Raw genomic sequence first — 23,788 nt, 5'->3', positions numbered from 1 at the left:
GAGGAGGGTGCTCGCGCACATGTTTACGGCGCCCCTGGCGAGGGACCGCATCCAGGCCGTACGGCCTGGATGCGGGCGGCCGCGGTGGGCCTACTGGGCAGGCAGCACATGGCGCGCCGCGATCGACTTCGCCGTGTCCGAGTCCGGGCCGGGCTGCGGGACGAAGATCGCCTCGCGGTAGTAGCGCAGTTCGGCGATGGACTCGCGGATGTCGGCGAGGGCCCGGTGGTTGCCGTTCTTCTCCGGACTGTTGAAGTACGCCCTCGGATACCAGCGGCGGGCCAGCTCCTTCACCGAGGAGACGTCGACGATCCGGTAGTGGAGGTACTCCTCCACCTTCGGCATGTCGCGCAGCAGGAAGCCGCGGTCCGTGCCGACCGAGTTTCCGCACAGCGGGGCCTTGCCGGGCTCCTTGACGTGTTCGCGGACGTAGGCGAGGACCTGCTCCTCGGCGTCGGCGAGCGTGGTGCCGGCGGCGAGCTCGGCCAGCAGCCCGGACGCGGTGTGCATCTGCCGCACCACTTCGGGCATCGTTTCCAGCGCCGAGTCCGGCGGTCGGATCACGATGTCCACGCCGTCGCCGAGCACGTTCAGTTCCGAGTCGGTGACCAGCGCGGCCACCTCGATGAGTGCGTCGTCCGTCAGCGAGAGCCCGGTCATCTCGCAGTCGATCCACACCATGCGATCGTTCATGCGTCCTACCTTAGGCCGACCGGCGGTCGGGGGTCGCTGTCGCGGGGGCGCCGGTTGTGCGCCCCCACCTGCCCCCGGCCGCCGGCCGGCCTTCTGCGATACCTCAGGTGGCGCTCCGCTGCCCCGGAAGCGCCGGACGCCCGGAGGCGTACGCGTCCGAGACGGGCTTCCCGCCGTCCGGCGCGCCCGCCGGGACCGTGCCCGGCCCGGCCGGGGCACGCCGCGGCTGCGGCACCCCGCCCTGGACCGCCGGCTCACCCGTTCCGGGCTCGCCGTGCGGACGCCTGGCCCGGTAGGCGGCCCGGTACGCCGCGGGCGAGGAGCCCAGCTGGCGCCGGAAGTGCCCGCGCAGAGCCACCGGCGAGCGGAACCCGCAGCGGCCCGCGACCTCGTCGACCGAGTAGTCGGAGGTCTCCAGCAGCCGCTGCGCCTGCAGCACCCGCTGGGTGATCAGCCACTGCAGGGGAGCGCTCCCGGTGAGCGAGCGGAACCTGCGGTCGAAGGTCCGCCTGCTCATGTACGCGCGCGCGGCCAGCGTCTCCACGTCGAACTGCTCGTGGAGATGTTCCAGGGCCCAGGCCACGACCTCGGCGAGCGGGTCGGAGCCGATCTCCTCTGGTAAAGACCTGTCGAGGTAGCGCTCCTGCCCGCCGGTGCGCCGCGGCGGCACCACCAGCCGGCGCGCCAGCGCTCCGGCGGCCTCGGCCCCGTGGTCCGTGCGGACGATGTGGAGGCAGAGATCAATTCCGGCCGCTGTACCCGCGGAGGTGAGCACGTCGCCGTCGTCGACGAAGAGCTCACGCGGATCGACGTGGACCGACGGATAGCGCTTGGCCAGCGTCGGTGCGTACATCCAGTGGGTCGTGGCCGGCCGGCCGTCCAGCAGCCCTGCGGCGGCGAGGACGAACGCCCCGGTGCACAGCCCCACGATCCGTGCGCCCTCCTCGTGGGCACGGCGCAGTGCCTCCAGCGCCTCGGGAGGCGGTGGAGAGGTGATGGAGCGCCAGGCCGGTACGACGACGGTGCCTGCCCTGCCGATGGCTTCCAGCCCGTACGGCGCGGTGAGTTCGAGTCCCCCCGTGGTCCGCAGGGGGCCCTCCTCACCGGCACATACGAGCAGCCGGTAGCGGGGAACTCCGGCATCCTGGCGGTCGATTCCGAACACCGAGAGCGGGATGGAACTCTCGAAGATGGGACCGCCGCTGAACAGCAGCACCGCGACAACCTCCCGGCGGCGGCGCCCGGAAAGCTTCCGTGCGACCTCCGGCGCGGCGGAGTCCTGACTCATGGCGCTAAGCCCCCCTCGGTGTTCGCGTCTCCCCGTTCGTGTCGGGCGTGTCGCTCCTGCACGTTTCCCCTCGGTTTTGCACGGGCCCCCAGTCTTCGATACTCATGATCGAATCTACTGCGTCCTGTCGCGACCGGCGTGACAAGTTCTGAATCCGGCACATTGTCGACATGGGCACTTGGCGCGAAGCATTCGATCACGAAGCGTTGCACTCGTGGGCCGTGCAGGGAAGTGCGCCTCACATGCATGGCCCGTCCCCGTAGGGTGCGAGCGGCCGCGGCGGTCTTTTCTTGCCTGGTGGCAAGGGGGTTGGCGGGTCGCTGAGGCAAGGATCAGCCGCAGACGTGAAGTTGGCTGAAAACATGCGGGTAAGTGCTTGCGAATTCGTCAAGTCGCCCGGAGCGTTCCGTTCATGCCGCCATCCGCCCCCGTGCTCCCCCGCTGGGATGCCCCGGTGCTCGGTGGTTCGGGCGAGTGTGACAACAGCCACGGAACCCGGGGCGAGCAGAAGCCGTCCGGGGTGCGCGAATCGGGCGCCGATGCCTGAACGTTCCGTCGCCGGGCCCCCGCTCGCGATGCCGGCTCCTCGCCGGGGCGTCGCTCCGGGCGGTCGTACGCAGCCGGGCCGGGCCCGGAAACCCGGGGCGTCGTCGCGGCGGTACAGCCTCGCCATGTGTCCTCTCCGTGTGTCTTCCCGTCACGGCGGTGCGCGGGTGCGCACGGTGCTCGCGGGGCCGTCGGGGCTGCCGAGGTTGGAGGGACCGCGGGTGAAGCCTGTATCAGGCAGCTGCCATTGCCATACGGAGCGTGCTCGTGCATGCTCCGTGGAACGCTGTGAGTAGGGCCGTCGCCTCTGGGCAGGGGAGGAGTGTCGCCGTACCCTTGGGGGTATGGGGTTGGGAAGATGATTCCCGGACACAGCTCCGCCGCCCACCGTCGCCCTCCCATGAGGACCCAAAAGCCGAGACACCGATGGCCGGTCACGAATTCTCCGAACCCGCGGACCGCAAGCAGGTAGCCGACCCCCTGTCGGATCTGCAGGCGGCGGAAGAGGCACGCCATTCCTGCGACCCCGCCTTCCGGCACGGGGTCGTCGTCGGCTTCGACGGATCGACCTCCAGCGAGCGGGCTCTGGCGTACGCCATCGGCATGGCACGGCGCGCCGGTTCGGGCCTGATCATCGTTCATGTCGCCAACCGCCTGCCCACGACGGTCTGGGCGGGCTGTGAGCCGCCCGTCTTCGTGGACGTCCCGGACCACCGCACCGAGGTGCTCGGACTCGAGCTCGCCTGTGCCGACTACCTCTCCGAGGTCCCGTGGATCCTCGTGGAGCGCGGCGGGGACATCTGCAACGAGCTCGAGGAGGTCGGCCGGGAGTATTCGGCGGACGCCATCGTCGTCGGCTCGACGCACGGCATCGTGGGCCGCATTTTCGGCTCCGTCGCAGGCCGGCTCGCACGTCGTGCCCAGCGGCCCGTCATCGTCATCCCGTAGCCGTCACACCTGCCCTTCACGGCCCTGTCCGTCCAGGTCGCAGCGCGTTCGAAACTTTTTGACGACCGTCAGATCTACTCACCCGTACAGGTGGATTGTGCGCTTGTGAAGGGTAGATATCCGTGGCTGGGATGCAGCACCTAAGCGCGCATGAAGGGAGCCCGCCGTGGACAACGAAGTCTCCGCGGGAAGCGCCACGTCAACCACTCTCGGCCACCTCGCACTCGGCCTGACCCTACTGGCCTTCGGCCTCGGGAACACCGGTGTGATCGACAATGTCGCGGCATCGGATGCCGCATCGCTCGCGACCTGGGTGGGCGGGGTCGCACTGTTCGTCGTCGGGTTGCTCGAGTTCCGCGCGGGCAACGGCGGTACGGGTACGGCCTTCGCCGGACTCGGCGCCTTCTGGTTCACCTGGGGCGCCGGTGCCGGTACGCAGGTCTCGGCGGAGGCCGCGGGACTCTTCCTGCTGCTGTTCGCCTTGCTGGCCCTCACCCTCACCGCGGCCTCCTCGGGCAGCGGGATCTTCGGCCAGGGCGTGTACGGGCTGCTGTGCGTCTCGATGCTGCTGCTCGCCATCGCCTCCTTCACGGGCAACGACGGCCTCGCCAAGGCCGGTGGCTGGGCCGGAGCGGTCGCCGGTCTCGCGGCCTGGTACGGGGCCACGGCGTCGCTGGCGCACTGGCCCACGTTCACGGGACGTGCCGCCGGCCGGGGTGTGACGGCCACCGGCTGAGCGGCCACCGGCCGGTGTGAGGGCGACGCCGGCGACGAAAAGAGCGATCCCCCCTGCGCACTGGTGGCGTGCGCAGGGGGGATCGCCGTGCCGGTCGCAGGACCTGCGCCGGACCCGGATCGGGGACTACTCGACCGTGACGGACTTCGCCAGGTTGCGCGGCTTGTCGATGTCCCGGCCGAGGGCCAGGGCGGTGTGGTAGGCGAGCAGCTGGAGCGGGATGCCCATGAGGATCGGGTCCAGCTCGTCCTCGTTCTTCGGCACGATCACCGTGTGGTCGGCCTTCTCCTGCTCCTGGTGGGCGACCGCGAGGATCTTGCCGCTGCGGGCCTTGATCTCCTCGAGCGCGGCGCGGTTCTTCTCCAGCAGCTCGTCGTCGGGGACGATGGCGACCGTCGGCAGCGCGGGCTCGATGAGCGCCAGCGGGCCGTGCTTCAGCTCGGAGGCCGGGTAGGCCTCGGCGTGGATGTAGGAGATCTCCTTGAGCTTCAGGGAGGCCTCGAGCGCCACCGGGTAGCCGCGGACGCGGCCGATGAACATCATCGACTTGGCGTCGGCGTACTCGGCCGCCAGCTTCTTGATCTCGTCCTCCGTCTCGAGGATCTCCGCGATCTGGGCGGGCAGCTTGCGCAGGCCGTCGATGATCCGCTTGCCGTCGGCCACCGACAGGTCGCGGATGCGGCCCAGGTGCAGTGCGAGCAGCGCGAACGCGACCACCGTGTTGGTGAAGCACTTCGTCGAGACCACGCAGACCTCGGGTCCGGCGTGCACGTAGACGCCGCCGTCCGTCTCGCGGGCGATCGCGGAGCCGACCACGTTCACCACACCCAGGACGCGCGCGCCCTTGCGCTTGAGCTCCTGCACCGCGGCCAGCACGTCATAGGTCTCACCGGACTGGGAGACGGCGATGTAGAGCGTGTCCGGGTCCACGACCGGGTTGCGGTAGCGGAACTCGGATGCGGGCTCGGAGTCGGCGGGGATACGGGCCAGCGACTCGATGAGACCGGCGCCGATCAGACCCGCGTGGTACGAGGTGCCGCAGCCGAGGATCTTCACCCGGCGGATGCCACGGGCCTCACGGGCGTCCAGGTTGAGCCCGCCCAGGTGCACGGTGGAGAACCGGTCGTCGATGCGGCCGCGCAGCACACGGTCCACCGCGTCGGGCTGCTCGGAGATCTCCTTGTGCATGTACGTGTCGTGGCCGCCCATGTCGTACGAGGCGGCCTCCCACTCGACGGTCTCGGGGGTCGCGGTGGTCCGCGTGCCCGACGTCGTGTAGGTGCGGAAGTCGTCGGCCTTCAGGGTGGCCATCTCGCCGTCGTTCAGGGTGACGACCTGGCGGGTGTGGGTGACCAGCGCGGCGACGTCGGAGGCGACGAACATCTCCTTCTCGCCGATGCCCAGGACGACCGGGGAGCCGTTGCGGGCGACGACGATGCGGTCGTTGAAGTCGGCGTGCATCACGGCGATGCCGTAGGTGCCCTCGACGACCTTGAGTGCCTCGCGGACCTTCTCCTCCAGGGAATCGGCCTGGGAGCGGGCGATCAGGTGGGTGAGCACCTCGGTGTCGGTCTCGGAGGCGAAGACGACCCCGTCGGCCTCGAGCTTGGCGCGCAGCTCCATCGCGTTGTCCACGATGCCGTTGTGGACGACGGCGACCTTGTTCTCGGGGTCCATGTGCGGGTGCGCGTTGTGGTCGCTCGGGGCGCCGTGCGTGGCCCATCGGGTGTGCGCGATGCCGGTGGTGCCGGCGAAGCGCTTGGGGACGCGGGCCTCGAGGTCCCGGACGCGGCCCTTGGCCTTGACCATCTTCAGCCCGGCCGTCTTGGGGCTGGTGATCACCATGCCCGCGGAGTCGTAGCCCCGGTACTCCAGCCGCGCAAGGCCCTCCAGCAGCAGCGGCGCGACGTCGCGCTTCCCGATGTAACCGACGATTCCGCACATAGAGTGTTTGCCCCTCCAGGTTCGATGGGTGTGTGCTCGGCCGTACGACGGCCCGGCGGTCAGCCGTAGACGATCCGCCGTAGCTGCCGGAGCGAGAGCTCCGGCGGTGCCACGGCCCGGTGCCGCAGCTCGGCTGCGATCCGGTCGAAGATCTCCGTGTTCACCGCCCCGCCGGACTGCAGCTCGCGGTGCCGGCGGCGGACGAATTCCTCGGTGGTCTCGTCGAAGAACGCCAGCACGTCGAGTACCACCCGGGCTGCTTCACCGCGCTGGAGCGCGGTGCTGCGCACCAGATGGTCGATGAGGTCCTCATGGGACGGCGGGCGGCGATCGAGCACCCGTAGATACTGAAGGGCGACCGCCCGTGAACGCAAGATTCCTGCCCGGTTTCGGGCAGGAACCTGGGTGACCAAGGTTACAAGGCGGAGCTCTCCTGGTCTTACCCGCCGTCCTACATGCGCTTGAGGACGGCGGTTTTGGCGGCCGTGAACTCCTCGTCCGTCAGTATCCCGGCGTGATGCAAGTCACCCAGCTCGCGCAGTCTGCGGAGCAGCGCGTCATGATCGTCCCCGGCGGCCGCGGGCTCCTGGGGCGGCAAGGTCTCCAGTACGGCCCGCACCTGCCGCAGCCGGGTGAGCACGGCCGCTCCGACCAGTGCCATCAGCGGGTCCTTGCGGAAGCCCCAGAGCTCCACGGCGAAGGGGTCGTACTTCGGCGCCGGCGGGGGGCCGGCCTTGTGCGTCCGGAAGCGGAGGTAACCGTTCTCCAGGCCGGTGGCCGGCAGCCACTCCACCGCGGCGACCTCGGTGAGGTCCAGGACCTGGGGGCCGCCGGCCGCCTTGGTGTCGTCGGTCTTCCAGTTCCATTCCAGCCGGATCTGCTCGCCGTCGAAGGCGACGGTGCCGTCGCCCGCGCCGACGCTGAGGGGCACGGTCGGGCCGGCCATCAGATACGCGTCGACGGGGCCGTCCTCGACGCCTTCGAGCACCAGGGAGTTGCGCACCTCGTCGACGAAGTACTCGGCGACGCCGGCGCGTTCCGGGGACACGGTCAGCCGGTAGGGGTCCGAGGCGTCGTCCAGCCTGCCCCGGGCGACCTGGAGCAGCGGGTCGGCGCCCTCGCGCAGACGGAGTTTCAGCAGCCCGGACTTCTTGCCGGGTGCGTACGAGACGCCTGCCAACGCGCCCAGGGGTACGACGAGTTCACCGAGGGTACGGCGCAGCAGACTCACGCCCTTGTCATGGCCGGGCACGATCCTCACGTGTTGTCCGTCGAAGGTCCACGCGCCGCTTTTCTCGGTGATTTCCGCCATGCGGGCGATTCTTTCACCGCGTCACCGGACGGCGCGGTTCCGGTGATCGTGACGCGGAAGTGGTCTACACCTTGACCGTGTCTGTGGCGCACGGTACGCATGGTGACCGTTCGGTTGCTCGGCACCACAGTCGTGACCCCTTCGGAAGGGACCAGCCTGTGAGACAGCGCAGAACGTTCCCCCGGTTCCTCGGCTCCCTGCTGCTCGTGGCGGCAGCGGGTGCCTTCGGTACGGGAGCGGCCCCGGCCGCCGCACACGATCCGGCCCCCGTGGTCCGGCCACTCGGCGAGGTCGTCCCCGCACCCGCCTCGGTACGGCCGTCCGGCGCCCCCTACGCCCTCACCCCGTCTACCCGGATCCGGGTCGACGGCGACTTACGCGAGACGCGGCGCATCGGCGGGTATCTGGCGGCCCTGCTGCGACCCTCCACCGGGTACGCGCTCCCCGTCACCGACGGGACCGGGCGCGGCGGGATCCGGCTGTCGCTCGGATCCCGTGCGCCGGGGCTCGGAGACGAGGGCTACCGGCTGGAGTCCGGCCGTGACGGGGTCGGCATCTCCGCCCGCACCCCCGCCGGGCTCTTCCGCGGCGTCCAGACACTCCGTCAACTGCTGCCCGCCTCCCTCGAGAAGCGCACCCGCCAGAGCGGCCCCTGGCTGGTCCCCGGCGGCACCATCACGGACTCACCGCGCTTCGGCCACCGCGGCGCCATGCTCGACGTCTCCCGGCACTTCTTCACCGTCGAGCAGGTCAAGCGCTACATCGACCAGCTCGCTCTGTACAAGATCAACAAGCTGCATCTGCATCTCTCGGACGACCAGGGCTGGCGCATCGCCGTCGACTCCTGGCCGCGCCTGGCCACTTACGGTGGTTCCACACAGGTCGGCGGCGGCCCCGGCGGCCACTACACCAAGGCCCAGTACAAGGAGATCCTCGCCCACGCCGCCTCGCGCTACATGGAGGTCATCCCGGAGATCGACATGCCGGGCCACACCAACGCGGCCCTCGCCTCCTACGCCGAGCTGAACTGCAGCGGCATCGCCCCACCGCTCTACACCGGCACCGACGTCGGCTTCAGCTCGCTGTGCGTGGCGAAGCCCGTGACGTACGACTTCGTGGACGACGTCATCCGTGAACTGGCCGCACTCACCCCGGGGAAGTACCTCCACATCGGAGGGGACGAGGCTCACTCCACCAGCCACGCCGACTATGTGGCGTTCATGGACCGGGCCCAGGCCGTCGTGGCCGGGTACGGCAAGACCGTGGTCGGCTGGCACCAGATGACCGGTGCCACCCCGGCCCGGGGCGCGATCGCCCAGTACTGGGGTCTCGACGGCACCAGTGCCGCGGAGAAGGAGCAGGTCGCCAGGGCCGCGCGGGCCGGCACCCGGCTGATCCTGTCGCCCGCCGACCGGATCTACCTCGACATGAAGTACACCAAGGACACCCCGCTGGGCCTCTCCTGGGCCGGCTATGTGGAGGTGCGGCGCTCCTACGACTGGGACCCCGGCGCCTATCTGCCGGGCGCGCCCGCGTCGGCGATCGCCGGGGTCGAGGCTCCGCTCTGGTCGGAGACCCTCTCGACCAGCGACCACATCGAGTACATGGCCTTCCCGAGGCTCCCCGGGGTCGCGGAGCTCGGCTGGTCCCCGGCATCCACCCACGACTGGGACGCGTACAAGGTGCGGCTCGCGGCGCAGGGGCCGCGGATGGCGGCACTCGGCATCGACTACTACCGCTCGCCGCAGGTGCCCTGGCCCGCCGGGTAGACGGGCGAAGGGAGCGGGCGAAACGAGCGGCAGAGAAGAACGGGAGAAAAGAGCGGGCGCCCCGCGGAGGACCGTATCTCCGCGGGGCGCCCGCCGGTCTGCGGCGCGTGGCCTAGGGCCTTTCGTTTGGATCTTGCCGGGCTCGCGTGCCCTGGTGCCGCGCTCCCCCAGCTACCGCTGGGAGGTACCCCCACGCCGCGTTGTCGTCAGTCGCCGACGTCCCCCAGCTACCGCTGGGAGGTACCCCCACGCCGCGTTGTCGTCAGTCGCCGACGTCCCCCAGCTACCGCTGGGAGGTACCCCCACCGCGTCGTTTCCATCCCCCGCCTTGCGATCCACGGCACCAGACCCCGCTCACTGATCCGGCCTGATCCAAACGAGAGGCCCTACCGCCGGAACCGCGCGATCGGGTTCTCCAGGCTGCCCACGAGCTGGAGCGCCCCCGACGGGTCGGCGAGATCCACCATCTGCTTGTTGTTGCGCAGCTGGAGCCGGTTGAGGCAGGACAGCGCGAACTCGTCGGCGAACATGTCGTACTGGGCGAACTTCTCCGCCAGCTGGGGCATGGACTCCTGGTAGTCGGACACACACGCCGCGACCGTCTGCCAGAACGTTTCCTCGCCCAGCACGCCCTCCGCCGTGAGCGTGGCGCTCAGGAAGCGGAAGAAGCAGTCGAAGACATCGGTGAAGACCGACAGCAGCTTCATGTCCTCGGGGACCTCGGCGCGCACGCGCTCCACCTCGGGCGGAAGGACCGCGTCCGGGTCCATCACACAGATCTCCTCGGCGAGGTCCTTGAAGATCGCGCGCTGCACGGCCCCGTCCCCGCCGAGGACGAGGATCACGTTCTCGCCGTGCGGCATGTAGACGAGGTCGTACGCGTAGAAGGAGTGCAGCACCGGCACCAGGTAGGTGTCCAGGTAACGGCGCAGCCACACCTCGGCGTCCAGGCCCGACTCCGCGATCAGCGCGCCCGCGAAGGACTTCCCCGAGCGGTCGACGTGCAGCAGGGACGCCATCGTGGCCAGGCGCTCGCCCTCCTCCAGCATCGGCACCGGGCTCTCGCGCCAGAGCGCGGCCAGCATCTTCCGGTAGGGGGAGTAGCGGTCGGTGGCGGCCTCGTACTCGAGGTGCCGGTAGCCGACCGCCGCGTGCTCGCGGATGATCGAGAAGCGGACCGCCTTCAGCACGTCGTCGCTCGCCACCAGGGCGGCCAGCCAGTCGTTGATGGCGGGCGTGGCCTCCATATAGGCGGCCGAGAGTCCGCGCATGAAGCCCATGTTGATGACGGACATCGCCGTCTTCACATAGTGCTTCGCCGGATCGCTGGTGTTGAAGAAGGTACGGATCGACTGCTGGGCCAGATACTCGTCGTCGCTTTCGCCGAGCGGCACCAGACGGTGCTGGGCGACCTCGGCGGCGAAGGTGACGGAGAGCTTGTTCCACCACTGCCAGGGGTGCACCGGCATCAACAGGTAGTCGTCAGGGTCGAGGCCGAGGTCCCGCAGCCGGGCGTCGAACCGGTCGAGGGTGTCCTGCCCCAGCTCGGCCCGCATGAGGTTGTCGTACCCCAGGTCCGCGCAGGAGGTGAACGTGGCACGGGAACGGTGCGCGGCCACCCACAGCAGCCGGACCGGAGCCGCTGCCTCGGGGGAGTAGCTGTGGTACTCGTGGACGCCGAAGCCGAGGCGCCCGTTGTTGGCGACGAAACAGGGGTGGCCCTCGGTCATCCCCGTCTCGATGGCCTGGAAGCCGGCCCCTGCGAGCTCGGCGGCGGACACCTCGGACTTCGTGAGTTTGTACGCCGTGCCGGACAGCGTGGAGGAGATCTCCTCCAGGTAGACCGGCAGGATCTCGTCGGACAGACCGAGGGCGCCGCGCAGTTCGGTGAAGAACTCCAGGGCGTCCAGCGGCAGTTCGCCGCCGTCGCGGTGGCGCGTGAGGGAGGCGGTGTCGATCTGCCAGTGGTCGAGGGCGAAACGGTCCGCGGTGAAGCGGTACTCGGTCCTGCCGTCGTCACTGAGCACCGCGTACCGGCCCGACCCGAGGTCCTTCGGCGTGAGCAGCCGCTCGTGGGAGAACTCGGCGAGCCCCTTGCGGATCAGCTGACGGCTCGCCTCGGCCCACAGGGCGGGGGTGAGGTGGGAGACGCTGTCGACGGCGGTGCTCATCGGGCGGCTCCCACGGCCGTCTCGAACTGCTCGCGGGTGCAGAAGCTCAGCAGCGCCTTCTTCTCGGGCTTCTGTATCTCACGCTCGGGTACGAAGCCGACGGCCTCGTTGAGCGCGTGCACGGCCTTGTTCGAGACGTCCGGCTCGACGACGACGCGCCGGGTCGCCGGGTCCGTGAACAGCTCCCGCATCACAGCGGTGATCACGGCCCGGGTGAAGCCGTGCACCGGGGTGTCCGTCGGGGCCACCAGGAAGTGCATGCCGACGTCGCCCGCCTCCGGCTCGTACAGCCCGACCAGCTCGACGTGCGCCGGGTCGTAGCGCTCCATCAGGAAGGCGGGCTCGCCGCCCAGCAGCCCGATGAAGGCGTCGTGGTGCTCGGCGGCCGCGATCGCCATGTACTCGCGCTCCACCTCCTCCAGCTTGGCGTCCTGCATCATCCAGAACGCGGCCTTGGGGTGGGTGACCCAGCCGTGCAGGAGCTCGGCGTCGGCGATGGGGTCGAGGGGACGGAAGGAGAATGTCCCCAGGGCGGGGGCGGTGGTGCTCATACGGCGAACTCCTGGAACGCGATGGTCTTCTCGACGGGGTAGTACTCGCTGCCGAGCAGCTCACCGATGATGTACGCGTTGCGGTACGCGCCCATGCCGAGGTCGGGCGAGGTGACGGAGTGCGTGTGCACCCCGGCGTTCTGCAGGAAGATCCCGCGTCCCGTGGTGTCGATCGAGTAGTTGCGGGCGACGTCGAAGCGGCCCTGGCCGTCCCAGCGGATCCGGTCGCGCACGGGCTCCAGGAACTCGGGAGTGACGTACTTGTAGCCGGTGGCCAGGATCAGGCCCTCGGTCTGGATCTCGAAGTCCTTCTCCTGCTCCTCCTGCCGCAGCCCCAGCGTGTAGGTGCCGTCCTCGTGACGGGCGCTGTGGAGCGCGGTGTTGGTGAGCAGCCGGGTGGGGACGGGACCGCCGAGGTTCTTCTGGTAAAGCAGGTCGAAGATCTCGTTGATGAGTTCGCCGTCGATGCCCTTGAAGAGGTTCTTCTGCTGCGACTCCAGCCGGTAGCGGGTCGTCTCCGGCAGCGCGTGGAAGTAGTCGACGTACTCGGGGGAGGTCATCTCCAGAGTGAGCTTGGTGTACTCCAGCGGGAAGAACCGCGGGGAGCGCGTGATCCAGTTGAGCCGGTAGCCGTGGACGTCGATCTCGGCGAGCAGGTCGTAGTAGATCTCCGCCGCGCTCTGTCCGCTGCCGACCAGAGTGATCGACTTCTTCTTCTGGAGCTCCTCCTTGGCCTGGAGGTAGCGGGAGTTGTGGACGAAGTCGCCGCCGAGGTCCTGGCAGGCGTCCGGGACGTACGGCGGGGTGCCGGTGCCCAGGACGATCCGGCGTCCGCGGAAGGTCTGGCCGTCGCTGGTGCGGACGGCGTAGAGGTCGCTGCCGGCTTCGTACTCGACCGCGGTCACCGTGGTGTCGAAGCGGATGCTGCCGAGCTTGGAGGCGGCCCACTGGCAGTAGTCGTTGTACTCGGTCCGCAGCGGGTAGAAGTTCTCGCGGATGTAGAACGAGTACAGTCTGCCCTTCTCCTTCAGGTAGTTGAGGAAGGAGTACGGGGACGTCGGGTCGGCGAGCGTGACCAGGTCCGACATGAACGGCGTCTGGAGGTGGGCGCCGTCGAGGAACATCCCCGAGTGCCACTCGAAGTCCGGCTTGGACTCCAGGAAGATGCCGTTCAGCTCGTCGACGGGCTCGGTCAGACAGGCGAGGCCGAGGTTGAACGGACCGAGTCCGATACCGATGAAATCGTGGATGTCACGGTTCTCAGGACGCGTGGACAAGGTTCTCTCCCAGGTACTGCTCGGCGTGGCCGGCTATGAGATCGAGGACGGCGGCGATGTCGGCCACGGTCGTTTCGGGGTTCAGCAGGGTGAACTTCAGGTACTGGCGGCCGTCGACCTTGGTTCCGGCGACGACGGCCTCACCCGAGGCGAACAGGGCCTTGCGGGCGTAGAGGTTGGCGCGGTCGATCTCGGCCGGGGAGGTGACGTGCTCCGGGATGTAGCGGAAGACCAGCGTGGACAGGCTGGGCTCGACGACCACGTCGTAGCGGGGGTCACCGGCCAGCAGCCGCCAGCCGTCGGCGGCCAGGTCGCAGACCTCGTCGAAGAGCTGGCCGACGCCGTCGGCGCCCATGACCCTCAGGGTCATCCAGAGTTTGAGGGCGTCGAAGCGCCGTGTGGTCTGGAGGGACTTGTCGACCTGGTTGGGGATTCTCTCCTCGACGGTGCGCCGCGGGTTGAGGTAGTCCGCGTGGTACGTCGCATGGCGCAGGGTGATCCCGTCCCGTACCAGCACGGCGGACGAACTCACCGGCTGGAAGAAGGACTTGTGGTAGTCGACGGTGATGGAGTCGGCGTGCTCGATGCCGTCGAGCAGATGACGGCGCGTCGGGGAGGCGAGCAGTCCGCAGCCGTAGGCGGCGTCCACGTGCATCCAGGCGCCGTACTCGGCGCAGAGCCCGGCGATCTCGGGCAGCGGGTCGATGGAGCCGAAGTCGGTGGTGCCCGCCGTGGCGACGACCGCCATGGGGACCAGCCCCTCCTTGCGGCACCGGTGCAGTTCGGCCGCGAGGGCGACCGTCTGCATGCGCTTGTCCCGGTCGGTGGGGATGGAGACGACGGCGTCGGCGCCGAGTCCGAGCAGTGTGGCGGACTTCTGGACGCTGAAGTGGCTGCACTCGGAGGAGAAGATGCGCAGCTTCGACAGGTCGTCCGTCTTGGCCTCCTGACGGGCCAGCAGCATCGCTTGGAGGTTGGACTGGGTGCCGCCGCTGGTGAAGACTCCGTCGCCGGCCGGGCCGAAGCCGATCCGCCCGGCGGTCCAGTCGACGAGCCTGCGCTCGATCAGTGTGCCTCCGGCGCTCTGGTCCCAGGTGTCGAGCGAGGAGTTGACGGCGGAGAGGACCGCCTCGCCGAGGACGGCCGGGATGACGACCGGGCAGTTGAGGTGGCCGAGGTAGCGGGGGTGGTGGAAGTACACCGCGTCGCGCAGGTACACCTGCTCCAGCTCGTCGAGGGCGGCGGTGGCGTCGCCGAGCGGCTGGTCGAGGTCGACGGCCGCGATCGTGGGGGCGAGGTCTTCGGGGGTGACACCGGTGAACGGCTGCCGGGTCGTGGCGAGTTTGTTCGCCACCCGCTCGACTCCTTCGGTCACGGATCGCCGGTAATGCTCAGCTGTGGCGTCGTTGAGCAGGTGCGAGCGCATGGAAGTCCTTCCCGGATGCGGGGACTGCGCCGGCCCTCCGGACAGAGAGCGGGGGGCGAGGGGCGGCGTGTTGGTAAGGTTAGCCTAACCTAAATTCGCACGGTTGTTGACCCATGACCCGCCCGAACTGCGGGAGTTGCCTCACAGTTCGGCTGCCGCTCGGCGTGGTGTCCCCTGGGACGCGCCGAGCGGCGTGGCCGAAAGAGCTCGGCCGGGCTTCTGCTCATGCCGCGTCGGCGACGTCGTCGGGGGTCTCGCGCAGGGCGTCCTCGCTGAAGCCCTTGCGCCAGTAACCGACGAAGGTGACCCGGCGCTTGTCGAAACGGCGCTCGTTCACCAGATGGCGGCGCAGGGCCTTCACGGAGCCGGACTCGCCGGCGATCCAGGCGTACGGGGCCGATCCGGTGAGCTCGGCGGCGCGCACGGCCTCCACGGCGGAGGGTGCACCCTGGCCCCGCACCAGCCAGGTGATGGTGGCGTCGGCGGCCGTCTTCGGCGTCAACCGGTCCTGTGTGTAAGGGACTTCCAGCCAGACCTGCGCACGGATGCCGGCGGGCAGTGACTCCAGGATCGCCGAAGCGGCGGGCAGGGCCGTCTCGTCGGCCCACAGGAGCAGCGAGTCGGCATCGTAGGGGAGTCGGAAACGTACGGCGGTGTTGTCGGCGACCGCCGGGCCGAGCACGGTCACCCGATCACCGGCGGAAGCTTTCTGCGCCCAGGTGCAGGCGGGCCCGCCGTCCTCGTGGACGGCGAAGTCGATGTCGATTTCGCCGTGTTGCCCGTGTGCGCCGTGTTCAGCGTGCCGGCCGTGTTCAGCGTGCCGGCCGGCGGAGCCCGGTCCAGGCCGCTGCTCCCGCACGGTGTACGAGCGCATCACGGCCCGCACATCGTCCGGCAGCGCGCGCCAGGCGCCGAGCGTGGCGTACATGTCCCCGTCCCGCGCCACCGGTACGACGGGGGTGTCCTGGCCGGGGTGCGGCAGGAACAGGGAAAGGGACTGGTCGCGGCCCCCGGACGCGAAGTCCGCGAGCGCGTCCCCTCCGAACGTGATCCGTATCAGCGACGGGCCGAGCCGCCGCGTCCGTACGACCTGCAGAGGGAAGAAACGGAACGGGGCGGCTGCGGCTGCCGTCATGGTCAGGCGACCTTCTTCGCGTTCTCGATGGCCTTGGCGAGCGCCTCGAGGATCGGCGTGCACTTCTCGTAGGAGTAGATGGGCTCGGTGACGCGCGGGATGACCTGCCCGGCCTTGACGGCGGGCAGCTTGGCCCAGGTCGGCTTGGACTTCAGGGCCTCGGGCTGCAGAGCCGAGGCGCGGTTGTCCATCATGATGATGTCGGCCTTGTACTTGTCGACGTTCTCCCAGCTCAGGCCCTCGAAGAAGCCCTGCTCGTCGAGCTTGGTGGGAGTGACGAAGTTGACGCCGAGCTCCTTGAAGTACAGCGTGTCGGTGGGGCGCACCGGGGTGGAGACGTAGAAGAGCTGCTCGCTCGCGGAGCCGATGAGCACCTTGATCTCGGGCTTGGCCTTCGCGGCGGCGCGCAGCCGGGCGGCGGCCTTCTCGAACGCGGCCTTGGCGTCGGTGACCTTCTTGCCCTTCACGTCGGCGCCGAGGGACTCGGCCAGGTCGACATGGCGCTGGAGGACCTTCGGCATCGTGGCGTCGGAGGCCCACAGGGCGACGCTCGGAGCCAGCTTGAGGATCTTGTCCTTGGACTGGTCCGGCACGTACCAGAGCTGGTCCTTGACCCACATGTCGGTGATCAGGACCTCGGGGTTGAGCGCCGCGTACGCCTCGACGTTGAACTCGCCCCACACGTTGCCGAGGACCTTGACCTTGTTGATGTCGAGGTCGCCCGCCTGGACGTCGGGGGTCTTGGTGCCCTTGGCCTTGTCCTCGACGTAGGTCGGGCCGAAGACACCCTTGACCTCGATGCCGAAGTCGTGGAGCGCGGCGGCGGTGCCGGAGAACGCGACGATGTTCTTCGGGGCGGACTTCGCCTTGGCCGTCTGGCCGCGGTCGTCCTTGAACTCCCAGGGGCCGGACTTCTTGGCATCGGAGGCCGTGTCGTTCTTCTTCTCGCCACCGCATGCGGTCAGCGCCGCGGCTATTCCGAGGGCGCCGCCCGCGGCGAGCATGCCGCGGCGGGTCAGGTGGGAAGCGCGTGCATTGGGCATGAGGGTTTCGCTTTCGTGCGTGCCGGGGCCGGCCTCTGGCGGGATTCGAAGGTAGGTTAGCCTAACCTCACGAGTTGTCCAGAGGTGGGGTCGCGGCAATGCCCCGGCGGCGACCGCGGCCCCGGCTCGCGCCTCGTAACTCCTGTGCGTTCAGAGGGTGCTGGGACTAGGGGGTGGCCGGAAACCACCGGCGCTCGCCGAGGAGCTCCCGGGGCCAGGCGAAAGCGGCCGGCTTCACGGCGGAACGGCCGTGCGCCGGAAGGACGGAGAGCCTCCGGGGTCGCCCTGACATGCCGAGGCCGGGTGTTCCCGGACGCAGGATCCGGGAACACCCGACCGTCGGACACGGTGGCGCGGCAGGCCGCGCTGGGACTCAGCCCGTGAGCCCCAGCTCCCGGGCGATCAGCATGCGCTGGACCTCGCTGGTGCCCTCACCGATCTCAAGGATCTTGGAGTCGCGCCACATCCTGGCGACCGGGTACTCGTTCATGAAGCCGTAGCCGCCGTGGATCTGGGTGGCCTCGCGGGCGTTGTCGACGGCGACCGTGGAGGAGTAGAGCTTCGCGAGCGCCGCCTCCTTCTTGAACGGCTCACCGAGGACCAGCCTGGAGGCCGCGTCGCGCCACCCTATACGGGCCATATGGGCCCGCATCTCCATGTCGGCGATCTTGAACTGGATCGCCTGGTTGGCGCCGATCGGACGGCCGAACGCGTACCGCTCCTTCGCGTACTTGACCGACTCGTCCACACAGCCCTGGGCGAGGCCCGTGGCGAGCGCCGCGATGGCGATGCGGCCCTCGTCGAGGATGCGGAGGAACTGGGCATAGCCGCGCCCCTCCTCGCCCAGCAGATTCGCGAACGGGACGCGGACGTCGGAGAACGACAGCTCACGGGTGTCCGACGCGTTCCACCCCACCTTGGAGTAGGGGGTGGCGACGGTGAAGCCGGGAGTCCCGGACGGAACGATGATCGAGGAGATCAGCGGCTTGCCCTCGGGGCTGTGGCCGGTGACCGCGGTGACCGTGACCAGACCCGTGATGTCCGTGCCCGAGTTGGTGATGAAGCACTTGGAGCCGTTGATCACCCACTCGCCGGTGGCCTCGTCGCGCACGGCCGTGGTCTTGGTGCCGCCCGCGTCGGAGCCGGCTTCGGGCTCGGTCAGACCGAACGCGCCGAGGACCTCACCGGAACACAGCCGGGGCAGCCACTCGCGCTTCTGCTCCTCGGTGCCGAAGCGGTAGACGGGCATGGCGCCCAGTGAGACACCGGCCTCCAGGGTGATCGCGACCGAGGAGTCGACCCGGGCGAGCTCCTCCAGGGCGATGCCGAGGGCGAGGTAGTCGCCGCCCATCCCGCCGTACTCCTCGGGGAACGGCAGACCGAACAGGCCCATACGGCCCATCTCGCGGACGATCTCGTAGGGGAACTCGTGCCGCTCGTAGAAGTCGCCGATCTTGGGGGCGACGACGTCGTGGGCGAACTCCTCGACGGTACGGCGGAGTTCCTCGTGCTCGGGCGAGAGGCGGTGGTCGAGCGACATGACTAGGACTCCTTGTGGGACAGGGCACGCACGGTGCGGGAAGGACTGGGCCGGCCCAGTTGCTCGGCCATCCACGCGCTGGTGGCGGTGAGCCGGCCGAGATCGACCCCGGTCTCGATGCCGAGGCCGTCGAGCATCCACACGAGGTCTTCGGTGGCGAGGTTTCCGGTGGCGCTCTTGGCGTACGGGCAGCCGCCGAGGCCGCCCGCCGAGGCGTCGACCGTGGTCACGCCGTGCTGCAGCGCCGCGAGCGTGTTGGCCAGCGCCTGGCCGTAGGTGTCGTGGAAGTGCACCCCGATGGCGCTGGTGGGAACGCCCTCCTCGTTGAGCTGGGCGAGAAGGGTGAGCACATGGCCGGGTGTCGCGACGCCGATGGTGTCCCCGAGGCTGAGCTCGTCGCAGCCCAGGTCCATCAGCTGCTTGGCGACGCGGACGACCTGGTGGATGGGCACCTTGCCCTCCCAGGGGTCGCCGAAGCACATCGAGAGGTAGCCCCGCACATGGACCTTGTCGTCCTTCGCGCGGGCGACGACGGGCTCGAACATGGCGAGCGACTCGGCGACCGTCCGGTTGAGGTTCCGGGCCGCGAACGTCTCGGTCGCGGACCCGAACACGGCGATCCGGCGCGCGCCCAGCGCGATGGCGCGGTCCAGACCCCGCTCGTTCGGCACGAGGACGGGCAGAGCCACCCCGCCGCGGACACCGAGGTCGCCGAGACGAGGGAACAGGTCCTCGGCGTCGGCCAGTTGGGGCACCCACTTGGGGTGGACGAAGCTCGTCGCCTCGACGGTGGTGAGGCCGGCGTCGGCGAGACGGTGGATGAACTCCGCCTTCACCTCCGTCGGCACGACCTCCTTCTCGTTCTGCAGGCCGTCGCGCGGACCCACTTCATGGATCCGCACCCGTGGCGGCAGCCCCGGAACGGGCACCTCCATCGGCAGTCCGTCAGTCATCGCCGGTCTCCTTCGATCCGTCCTCGTGCGGGGCGACCACCGCGAGCACCTGGTCCATGGCGACGGTGGCTCCCGCTGTGACGTCCAGTTCGGTGACGGTGCCGGCGTGCGGGGCGGAGATGACGTGCTCCATCTTCATCGCCTCGACGACCAGCAGACTCTGGCCCGCGTCGACGAGGTCGCCGACCGCGACCTTCACCACCGTGACGGTGCCCGGCATCGGCGCTGCCAGCGTGTCGGCACCCTGGCGTGCGGCGCCGCTGAGCGATGCCTCCACCGGGTCGTGGTCCAGGACGTGCCAGGAGTCGCCGTCCCGGCCGAGCCAGACGCCCTCGGGACCGCGGGCGTGGCGGAAGGCATGGGTGATCCCGTCGACCTCGACGGTGACCGACTGTCCCGGGGCCCCGTCCGGGGCGGTGGAGGCGGCCCGGGGGGCCGTGCTCACCCGCCGGACCGGCTTCGCGGTCGCGTCGCCCACGGCGCATTCCACCCCCGACGGCGTATCGCGCACGCCGACCGTCACCGGGTCATGGCCCGGGATACGGAAGTGGTGCACCGTCGCGGCGTGTTCGCCGCCCAGCCGCCAGCCGCTCGGGACCGAGAAGGGGTCGACCCAGCCGCCGTGCCGCTCGGGCACCGCGGGCTGCCGCAGCAGCGCGGCCGCCGCATACACTTCGTCGGGCACCGCACCGGGCACGAGCCCGTCCGCCTCCCGCTCCACGAGCCCCGTGTCCATGTCGCCCGAGACCACCGCCGGGTGGTCGAGCAGACGGCGCAGGAAGCCCGCGTTCGTCGGAACACCGAGGGTGGCGGTGTCCGCCAGCGCCGCGCGCAGCTTGCGCAGCGCGGTCGGGCGGTCGGGCCCGTAGGCGATGACCTTCGACAGCATCGGGTCGTAGAGGCTCGAGACCTCCGTGCCCTCACTGAGGCCCGAGTCGGTGCGCAGGCCCTGGCCCTGGGGCTCGTTGAGCGCGAGCACCGTGCCGCCGGAGGGCAGGAACCCGCGGGCGGGGTCCTCCGCGCAGATCCGGGCCTCGACGGCGTGACCGGTGAGCCGGATGTCCTCCTGGGTGAAACCGAGGCGCTCGCCGGCCGCCACCCGCAGCTGCCACTCCACCAGGTCCAGGCCGGTGATCAGCTCGGTGACCGGGTGCTCGACCTGGAGACGGGTGTTCATCTCCATGAAGAAGTACGCCGAAGGGTCGCCGCCCGGGACGATGAACTCCACCGTGCCCGCGCCGCGGTAGCCGCAGGACCGCGCCGCCTGCACCGCGGCCTCACCCATCGCCGCGCGCGTCTCCTCGTCCAGCAGGACGGACGGCGCCTCCTCGATGATCTTCTGGTGGCGGCGCTGCAGGGAGCATTCGCGTTCGCCGAGGTGCACCACATTGCCGTGCCCGTCCGCGAGGACCTGGATCTCGATGTGCCGGGGCCGGTCCACCCACCGCTCCACGAGCAGGGTGTCGTCGCCGAACGAGGCCCGCGCCTCGCGCCGGGCCGCGGCGATCTCCTCCATGAGCGCCGATTCGACGCGCGTGAGACGCATGCCCTTGCCGCCGCCGCCCGCGGAGGGCTTCAGCAGCACCGGCATGCCGATCTCCCGTGCGGCGTCGGCGAGCTGCTCGTCCGTCAGCCCGGAGCCGGACGAGCCGGGCACCACGGGCACCCCGGCCTTGCGTACGGTCTCCTTCGCCCGGATCTTGTCGCCCATCAGGGAGATCGCCGAGGCGGGGGGCCCGATGAAGACCAGGCCCGCTTCCTCGCAGGCCTGCGCGAACGCCGCGTTCTCCGCGAGGAATCCATAGCCCGGGTGGACCGCCTGGGCCCCGCTGAGCCGCGCCGCGTCCAGCAGCCGCTTCACCGAGAGATAGCTCTCGGCCGCCGGCGGCGGACCGAGGCGCACCGCGGTGTCCGCCTCCCGGACGTGCCGGGCGTCGGCGTCGGCGTCACTGAAGACGGCGACCGAGCGCACCCCCATGGCGCGCAGCGTGCGGATGACGCGGACCGCGATCTCACCGCGGTTGGCGACCAGAACCGTGTCGAACATCGTTTGTCCCTTGAAGTCCACAGCAGTCCCTCACATCCGGAAGACGCCGAAGCCGGAAGCCGCGCCGTCCTTCTGCGGAAGCGGGGCGTTGGCACAGGCGGTCAGGGCCAGACCCAGCACCTGCCGGGTCTCCAGGGGGTCGATCACCCCGTCGTCCCACAGCCGGGCGGTCGCGTAGTACGCGTTGCCCTGCTGCTCGTACTGGGCGCGGATGGGGGCCTTGAACGCCTCTTCCTCATCGGTGGCCCACTCATCGCCACGGCCCTCGATCTGGTCGCGCTTGACCGTCGCGAGCACCGAGGCGGCCTGCTCGCCGCCCATCACGGAGATCTTGGCGTTCGGCCACATCCACAGGAAGCGGGGGGAGTAGGCCCGGCCGCACATCGAGTAGTTGCCCGCCCCGTAGGAGCCGCCGACGACGACCGTCAGCTTGGGCACCCGGGTGCACGCCACGGCCGTGACCATCTTGGCGCCGTGCTTGGCGATGCCCCCGTGCTCGTAGTCCTTGCCGACCATGAAACCCGAGATGTTCTGCAGGAAGAGCAGGGGGATGCCGCGCTGGTCGCACAGCTCGATGAAGTGCGCGCCTTTCTGGGCGGACTCGCCGAACAGGATGCCGTTGTTGGCGACGATGCCGACCGGATGGCCGTGGATCCGGGCGAAGCCGGTGACCAGGGTCTGCCCGAACTCCGCCTTGAACTCGGCGAACCGGGAGCCGTCCGTGATGCGGGCGATGACCTCCCGGACGTCGTAGGGCGTACGCGAATCGACCGGCACGGCCCCGTACAGCCCGAAGGGGTCGGCCTTCGGCTCCTCGGCGGGCTCCACGGACCAGGGGAGCGGGCCGCGCTCGGGCAGGGTCGCCACGATGTTCCGCACGATCCGCAGGGCGTGGGCGTCGTCCTCGGCCAGATGGTCGGTGACACCGGAGATCCGGGAGTGCACCTCGCCCCCGCCGAGCTCCTCGGCCGTGACGACCTCTCCGGTCGCGGCCTTCACCAGCGGCGGACCTCCCAGGAAGATCGTCCCCTGGTTCCGCACGATCACGGCCTCGTCGCTCATCGCCGGCACATAGGCGCCGCCCGCCGTGCAGGAGCCCATCACCGCGGCGATCTGCGGAATGCGGGCACCGGACAGCCGCGCCTGGTTGTAGAAGATGCGGCCGAAGTGCTCACGGTCCGGGAAGACCTCGTCCTGCATCGGCAGGAAGGCACCGCCGGAGTCGACGAGGTACACGCACGGCAGACGGTTCTCCAGCGCCACTTCCTGGGCGCGCAGATGCTTCTTCACCGTCATCGGGTAGTACGTGCCGCCCTTGACCGTGGCGTCATTGGCGACGACCACCACCTCGCGGCCGCTGACCCGGCCGATGCCCGCGATCACGCCGGCCGCCGGGGCCTGCCCGTCGTACATCCCGTCGGCCGCGAGCGGGGCCAGCTCGAGGAACGGGGAGCCCGGGTCCAGGAGCGTGTCCACCCGGTCGCGCGGCAGCAGCTTCCCGCGTGCGGTGTGCCGCGCACGGGCCTTCTCACCGCCGCCCAGCCGGGCTGCGGCGAGCTTCGCGCGCAACGTGTCGGTCAGCTCGCGGTGTGCCGCCTCGTTGGCCTGCCAGGCCTCGGATGCGGGATCCGCCGCACTCGCCAGCACAGGTGCCTGCTGCATCGGTCCAGCCCCTCCTTGTTAATGAGCGTTAACCGATTTCCTCCAGGTTAACGAGCGCTAACCGCCCTGTCTAGAATCGGTGGCATGAGCACCAGGACCGACGCCTCGACCCGGCGTGAGCAGATCCTCAAGGAGGCTGCCCGGCTCTTCGCCGAGCGCGGTTTCCACGGCGTCGGCGTCGACGAGATAGGAGCCGCGGTCGGTATCAGCGGCCCCGGTCTCTACCGTCACTTCGCCGGGAAGGACGCGATGCTCGCCGAACTGCTGGTCGGAATCTCCGGCCGGCTGCTGGACGGCGGCCGGCGCCGGGTCGCCGAGGCCGACGGCGTCCCGGAGCAGGTGCTGGCCTCACTGATCGACGGCCACATCGACTTCGCGCTCGACGACCGCTCGCTGATCACCCTGCACGACCGTGAGCTGGACCGGCTGCGCGACAGCGACCGCAAGCTCGTGCGACAGCTGCAGCGCCAGTACGTCGAGCTGTGGGTGGACGTGGTCCGCAAGCTCCATCCGGAGGTCCCCGAGGGCCAGGCGCGGGCGGCCGTACACGCCGTGTTCGGGCTGCTGAACTCGACCCCGCACCTCGGCTCGTACGGCAACGGCCTGCCCGGGCGTTCCGCCATGGAGGCGCTGCTGCGCAAGCTGGCGCACGGGGCGTTCGCGTCACTGTCGGCACCGTCCCCGCAGGTGTGAGCCCGGGGCGTCGGCGGCGGCGTCCGGGCTGTGGGACGTCCGGCACGCTCCGCA

At 69.9% G+C, this 23,788-nt stretch carries 20 protein-coding genes; 5 read left to right on the top strand and 15 right to left on the bottom strand.

Going from position 1 to position 23,788, the window contains the following annotated elements; all coding sequences use genetic code 11:
• Nucleotides 1-90 precede the first annotated feature (90 nt).
• Both orn and ACTWOL_RS13795 read right to left on the bottom strand, forming a co-directional pair.
• Nucleotides 91-693, bottom strand: coding sequence for an oligoribonuclease (orn, locus tag ACTWOL_RS13800; protein ID WP_474296974.1), 603 nt, complete (start codon nucleotides 691-693; stop codon nucleotides 91-93).
• A gap of 103 nt (nucleotides 694-796) precedes the next feature.
• Entirely contained in the window at nucleotides 797-1,981 is a 1,185-nt protein-coding gene (locus ACTWOL_RS13795; RefSeq protein WP_474296973.1) for a helix-turn-helix domain-containing protein, read from the bottom strand.
• A 412-nt stretch (nucleotides 1,982-2,393) separates the two neighbouring features.
• Between ACTWOL_RS13795 and ACTWOL_RS13790 the strand changes: the two genes are divergently transcribed.
• From ACTWOL_RS13790 to ACTWOL_RS13780, 3 genes are all read left to right on the top strand, one after another.
• Entirely contained in the window at nucleotides 2,394-2,528 is a 135-nt protein-coding gene (locus tag ACTWOL_RS13790; RefSeq protein WP_474296972.1) for a hypothetical protein, read from the top strand.
• A gap of 425 nt (nucleotides 2,529-2,953) precedes the next feature.
• Complete coding sequence (locus tag ACTWOL_RS13785; RefSeq protein ID WP_474296971.1) at nucleotides 2,954-3,475, top strand: universal stress protein; 522 nt, start codon at nucleotides 2,954-2,956, stop codon at nucleotides 3,473-3,475.
• 166 nt (nucleotides 3,476-3,641) lie between these two features.
• Nucleotides 3,642-4,211, top strand: a complete 570-nt coding sequence (locus ACTWOL_RS13780; protein WP_474296970.1) for an acetate uptake transporter — start codon at nucleotides 3,642-3,644, stop codon at nucleotides 4,209-4,211.
• A 126-nt stretch (nucleotides 4,212-4,337) separates the two neighbouring features.
• Here ACTWOL_RS13780 and glmS read toward each other — a convergent pair whose 3' ends face one another.
• The 3 genes from glmS to ACTWOL_RS13765 all read right to left on the bottom strand — a co-directional run bounded on the left by glmS (nucleotide 4,338) and on the right by ACTWOL_RS13765 (nucleotide 7,467).
• Nucleotides 4,338-6,155 (bottom strand): glutamine--fructose-6-phosphate transaminase (isomerizing), encoded by a 1,818-nt coding sequence (gene glmS / locus ACTWOL_RS13775; RefSeq protein WP_474296969.1) that lies wholly within the window; start codon nucleotides 6,153-6,155, stop codon nucleotides 4,338-4,340.
• A 59-nt stretch (nucleotides 6,156-6,214) separates the two neighbouring features.
• A complete protein-coding gene (locus tag ACTWOL_RS13770; protein WP_474296968.1) occupies nucleotides 6,215-6,493 on the bottom strand; it encodes a hypothetical protein in 279 nt (92 codons plus the stop codon).
• A gap of 113 nt (nucleotides 6,494-6,606) precedes the next feature.
• The gene (locus tag ACTWOL_RS13765) at nucleotides 6,607-7,467 is read right to left on the bottom strand and encodes a DUF4429 domain-containing protein (RefSeq protein ID WP_474296967.1); all 861 of its coding nucleotides are present in this window, start codon (nucleotides 7,465-7,467) and stop codon (nucleotides 6,607-6,609) included.
• Between the two features lie 158 nt (nucleotides 7,468-7,625).
• On the opposite strand from ACTWOL_RS13765, the gene ACTWOL_RS13760 reads away from it, so the two are divergent.
• On the top strand, nucleotides 7,626-9,236 hold the full coding sequence (locus ACTWOL_RS13760) for a beta-N-acetylhexosaminidase (RefSeq protein WP_474296966.1): 1,611 nt from the start codon (nucleotides 7,626-7,628) through the stop codon (nucleotides 9,234-9,236).
• A 386-nt stretch (nucleotides 9,237-9,622) separates the two neighbouring features.
• Here the strand turns inward: ACTWOL_RS13760 and ACTWOL_RS13755 are convergent, their stop codons facing one another.
• From ACTWOL_RS13755 to ACTWOL_RS13710, 10 genes are all read right to left on the bottom strand, one after another.
• Nucleotides 9,623-11,407: an IucA/IucC family protein gene (locus ACTWOL_RS13755; RefSeq protein WP_474296965.1), complete on the bottom strand. Its 1,785-nt coding sequence runs from the start codon at nucleotides 11,405-11,407 to the stop codon at nucleotides 9,623-9,625.
• Entirely contained in the window at nucleotides 11,404-11,958 is a 555-nt protein-coding gene (locus ACTWOL_RS13750) for a GNAT family N-acetyltransferase (protein ID WP_474296964.1), read from the bottom strand. Before ACTWOL_RS13750 ends, ACTWOL_RS13755 begins: the two co-directional genes overlap by 4 nt.
• Nucleotides 11,955-13,235 carry a lysine N(6)-hydroxylase/L-ornithine N(5)-oxygenase family protein gene (locus tag ACTWOL_RS13745; protein ID WP_474296963.1) on the bottom strand — a complete coding sequence of 427 codons (1,281 nt, stop codon included), beginning with the start codon at nucleotides 13,233-13,235 and terminating at the stop codon, nucleotides 11,955-11,957. Before ACTWOL_RS13745 ends, ACTWOL_RS13750 begins: the two co-directional genes overlap by 4 nt.
• Nucleotides 13,219-14,661, bottom strand: coding sequence for a pyridoxal phosphate-dependent decarboxylase family protein (locus ACTWOL_RS13740; RefSeq protein ID WP_474296962.1), 1,443 nt, complete (start codon nucleotides 14,659-14,661; stop codon nucleotides 13,219-13,221). The genes ACTWOL_RS13745 and ACTWOL_RS13740 overlap by 17 nt, the downstream gene beginning before the upstream one ends.
• 223 nt (nucleotides 14,662-14,884) lie before the next feature.
• Entirely contained in the window at nucleotides 14,885-15,796 is a 912-nt protein-coding gene (locus ACTWOL_RS13735; RefSeq protein WP_474296961.1) for a siderophore-interacting protein, read from the bottom strand.
• 2 nt (nucleotides 15,797-15,798) lie between these two features.
• The gene (locus tag ACTWOL_RS13730; protein WP_474296960.1) at nucleotides 15,799-16,839 is read right to left on the bottom strand and encodes an ABC transporter substrate-binding protein; all 1,041 of its coding nucleotides are present in this window, start codon (nucleotides 16,837-16,839) and stop codon (nucleotides 15,799-15,801) included.
• 373 nt (nucleotides 16,840-17,212) lie between these two features.
• Nucleotides 17,213-18,379 (bottom strand): acyl-CoA dehydrogenase family protein, encoded by a 1,167-nt coding sequence (locus ACTWOL_RS13725; protein WP_474296959.1) that lies wholly within the window; start codon nucleotides 18,377-18,379, stop codon nucleotides 17,213-17,215.
• Between the two features lie 2 nt (nucleotides 18,380-18,381).
• Nucleotides 18,382-19,332 (bottom strand): hydroxymethylglutaryl-CoA lyase, encoded by a 951-nt coding sequence (locus ACTWOL_RS13720; protein ID WP_474296958.1) that lies wholly within the window; start codon nucleotides 19,330-19,332, stop codon nucleotides 18,382-18,384.
• Nucleotides 19,325-21,379 (bottom strand): acetyl/propionyl/methylcrotonyl-CoA carboxylase subunit alpha, encoded by a 2,055-nt coding sequence (locus tag ACTWOL_RS13715; protein WP_474296957.1) that lies wholly within the window; start codon nucleotides 21,377-21,379, stop codon nucleotides 19,325-19,327. Before ACTWOL_RS13715 ends, ACTWOL_RS13720 begins: the two co-directional genes overlap by 8 nt.
• A gap of 30 nt (nucleotides 21,380-21,409) precedes the next feature.
• Nucleotides 21,410-23,041, bottom strand: coding sequence for a carboxyl transferase domain-containing protein (locus ACTWOL_RS13710; RefSeq protein WP_474296956.1), 1,632 nt, complete (start codon nucleotides 23,039-23,041; stop codon nucleotides 21,410-21,412).
• Nucleotides 23,042-23,125: 84 nt separating this feature from the next.
• On the opposite strand from ACTWOL_RS13710, the gene ACTWOL_RS13705 reads away from it, so the two are divergent.
• Entirely contained in the window at nucleotides 23,126-23,734 is a 609-nt protein-coding gene (locus ACTWOL_RS13705; RefSeq protein ID WP_474296955.1) for an SACE_7040 family transcriptional regulator, read from the top strand.
• Nucleotides 23,735-23,788: the final 54 nt, after the last annotated feature.

The sequence above is a fragment of the Micromonospora sp. IBHARD003 genome, from assembly GCF_056106285.1.
The sequence above is the reverse complement of the archived record's forward strand: the minus strand, read 5'-3'. Positions and strand labels throughout refer to the sequence as shown.

Coding starts and splice junctions, on each gene's coding strand:
- orn (WP_474296974.1), bottom strand. CDS start 693: ATGAACGATCGCATGGTGTGGATCGACTGCGAGATGACCGGGCTCTCG.
- ACTWOL_RS13795 (WP_474296973.1), bottom strand. CDS start 1,981: ATGAGTCAGGACTCCGCCGCGCCGGAGGTCGCACGGAAGCTTTCCGGG.
- ACTWOL_RS13790 (WP_474296972.1), top strand. CDS start 2,394: ATGCCGCCATCCGCCCCCGTGCTCCCCCGCTGGGATGCCCCGGTGCTC.
- ACTWOL_RS13785 (WP_474296971.1), top strand. CDS start 2,954: ATGGCCGGTCACGAATTCTCCGAACCCGCGGACCGCAAGCAGGTAGCC.
- glmS (WP_474296969.1), bottom strand. CDS start 6,155: ATGTGCGGAATCGTCGGTTACATCGGGAAGCGCGACGTCGCGCCGCTG.
- ACTWOL_RS13765 (WP_474296967.1), bottom strand. CDS start 7,467: ATGGCGGAAATCACCGAGAAAAGCGGCGCGTGGACCTTCGACGGACAA.
- ACTWOL_RS13755 (WP_474296965.1), bottom strand. CDS start 11,407: ATGAGCACCGCCGTCGACAGCGTCTCCCACCTCACCCCCGCCCTGTGG.
- ACTWOL_RS13750 (WP_474296964.1), bottom strand. CDS start 11,958: ATGAGCACCACCGCCCCCGCCCTGGGGACATTCTCCTTCCGTCCCCTC.
- ACTWOL_RS13740 (WP_474296962.1), bottom strand. CDS start 14,661: ATGCGCTCGCACCTGCTCAACGACGCCACAGCTGAGCATTACCGGCGA.
- ACTWOL_RS13735 (WP_474296961.1), bottom strand. CDS start 15,796: ATGACGGCAGCCGCAGCCGCCCCGTTCCGTTTCTTCCCTCTGCAGGTC.
- ACTWOL_RS13730 (WP_474296960.1), bottom strand. CDS start 16,839: ATGCCCAATGCACGCGCTTCCCACCTGACCCGCCGCGGCATGCTCGCC.
- ACTWOL_RS13725 (WP_474296959.1), bottom strand. CDS start 18,379: ATGTCGCTCGACCACCGCCTCTCGCCCGAGCACGAGGAACTCCGCCGT.
- ACTWOL_RS13720 (WP_474296958.1), bottom strand. CDS start 19,332: ATGACTGACGGACTGCCGATGGAGGTGCCCGTTCCGGGGCTGCCGCCA.
- ACTWOL_RS13715 (WP_474296957.1), bottom strand. CDS start 21,379: ATGTTCGACACGGTTCTGGTCGCCAACCGCGGTGAGATCGCGGTCCGC.
- ACTWOL_RS13710 (WP_474296956.1), bottom strand. CDS start 23,041: ATGCAGCAGGCACCTGTGCTGGCGAGTGCGGCGGATCCCGCATCCGAG.
- ACTWOL_RS13705 (WP_474296955.1), top strand. CDS start 23,126: ATGAGCACCAGGACCGACGCCTCGACCCGGCGTGAGCAGATCCTCAAG.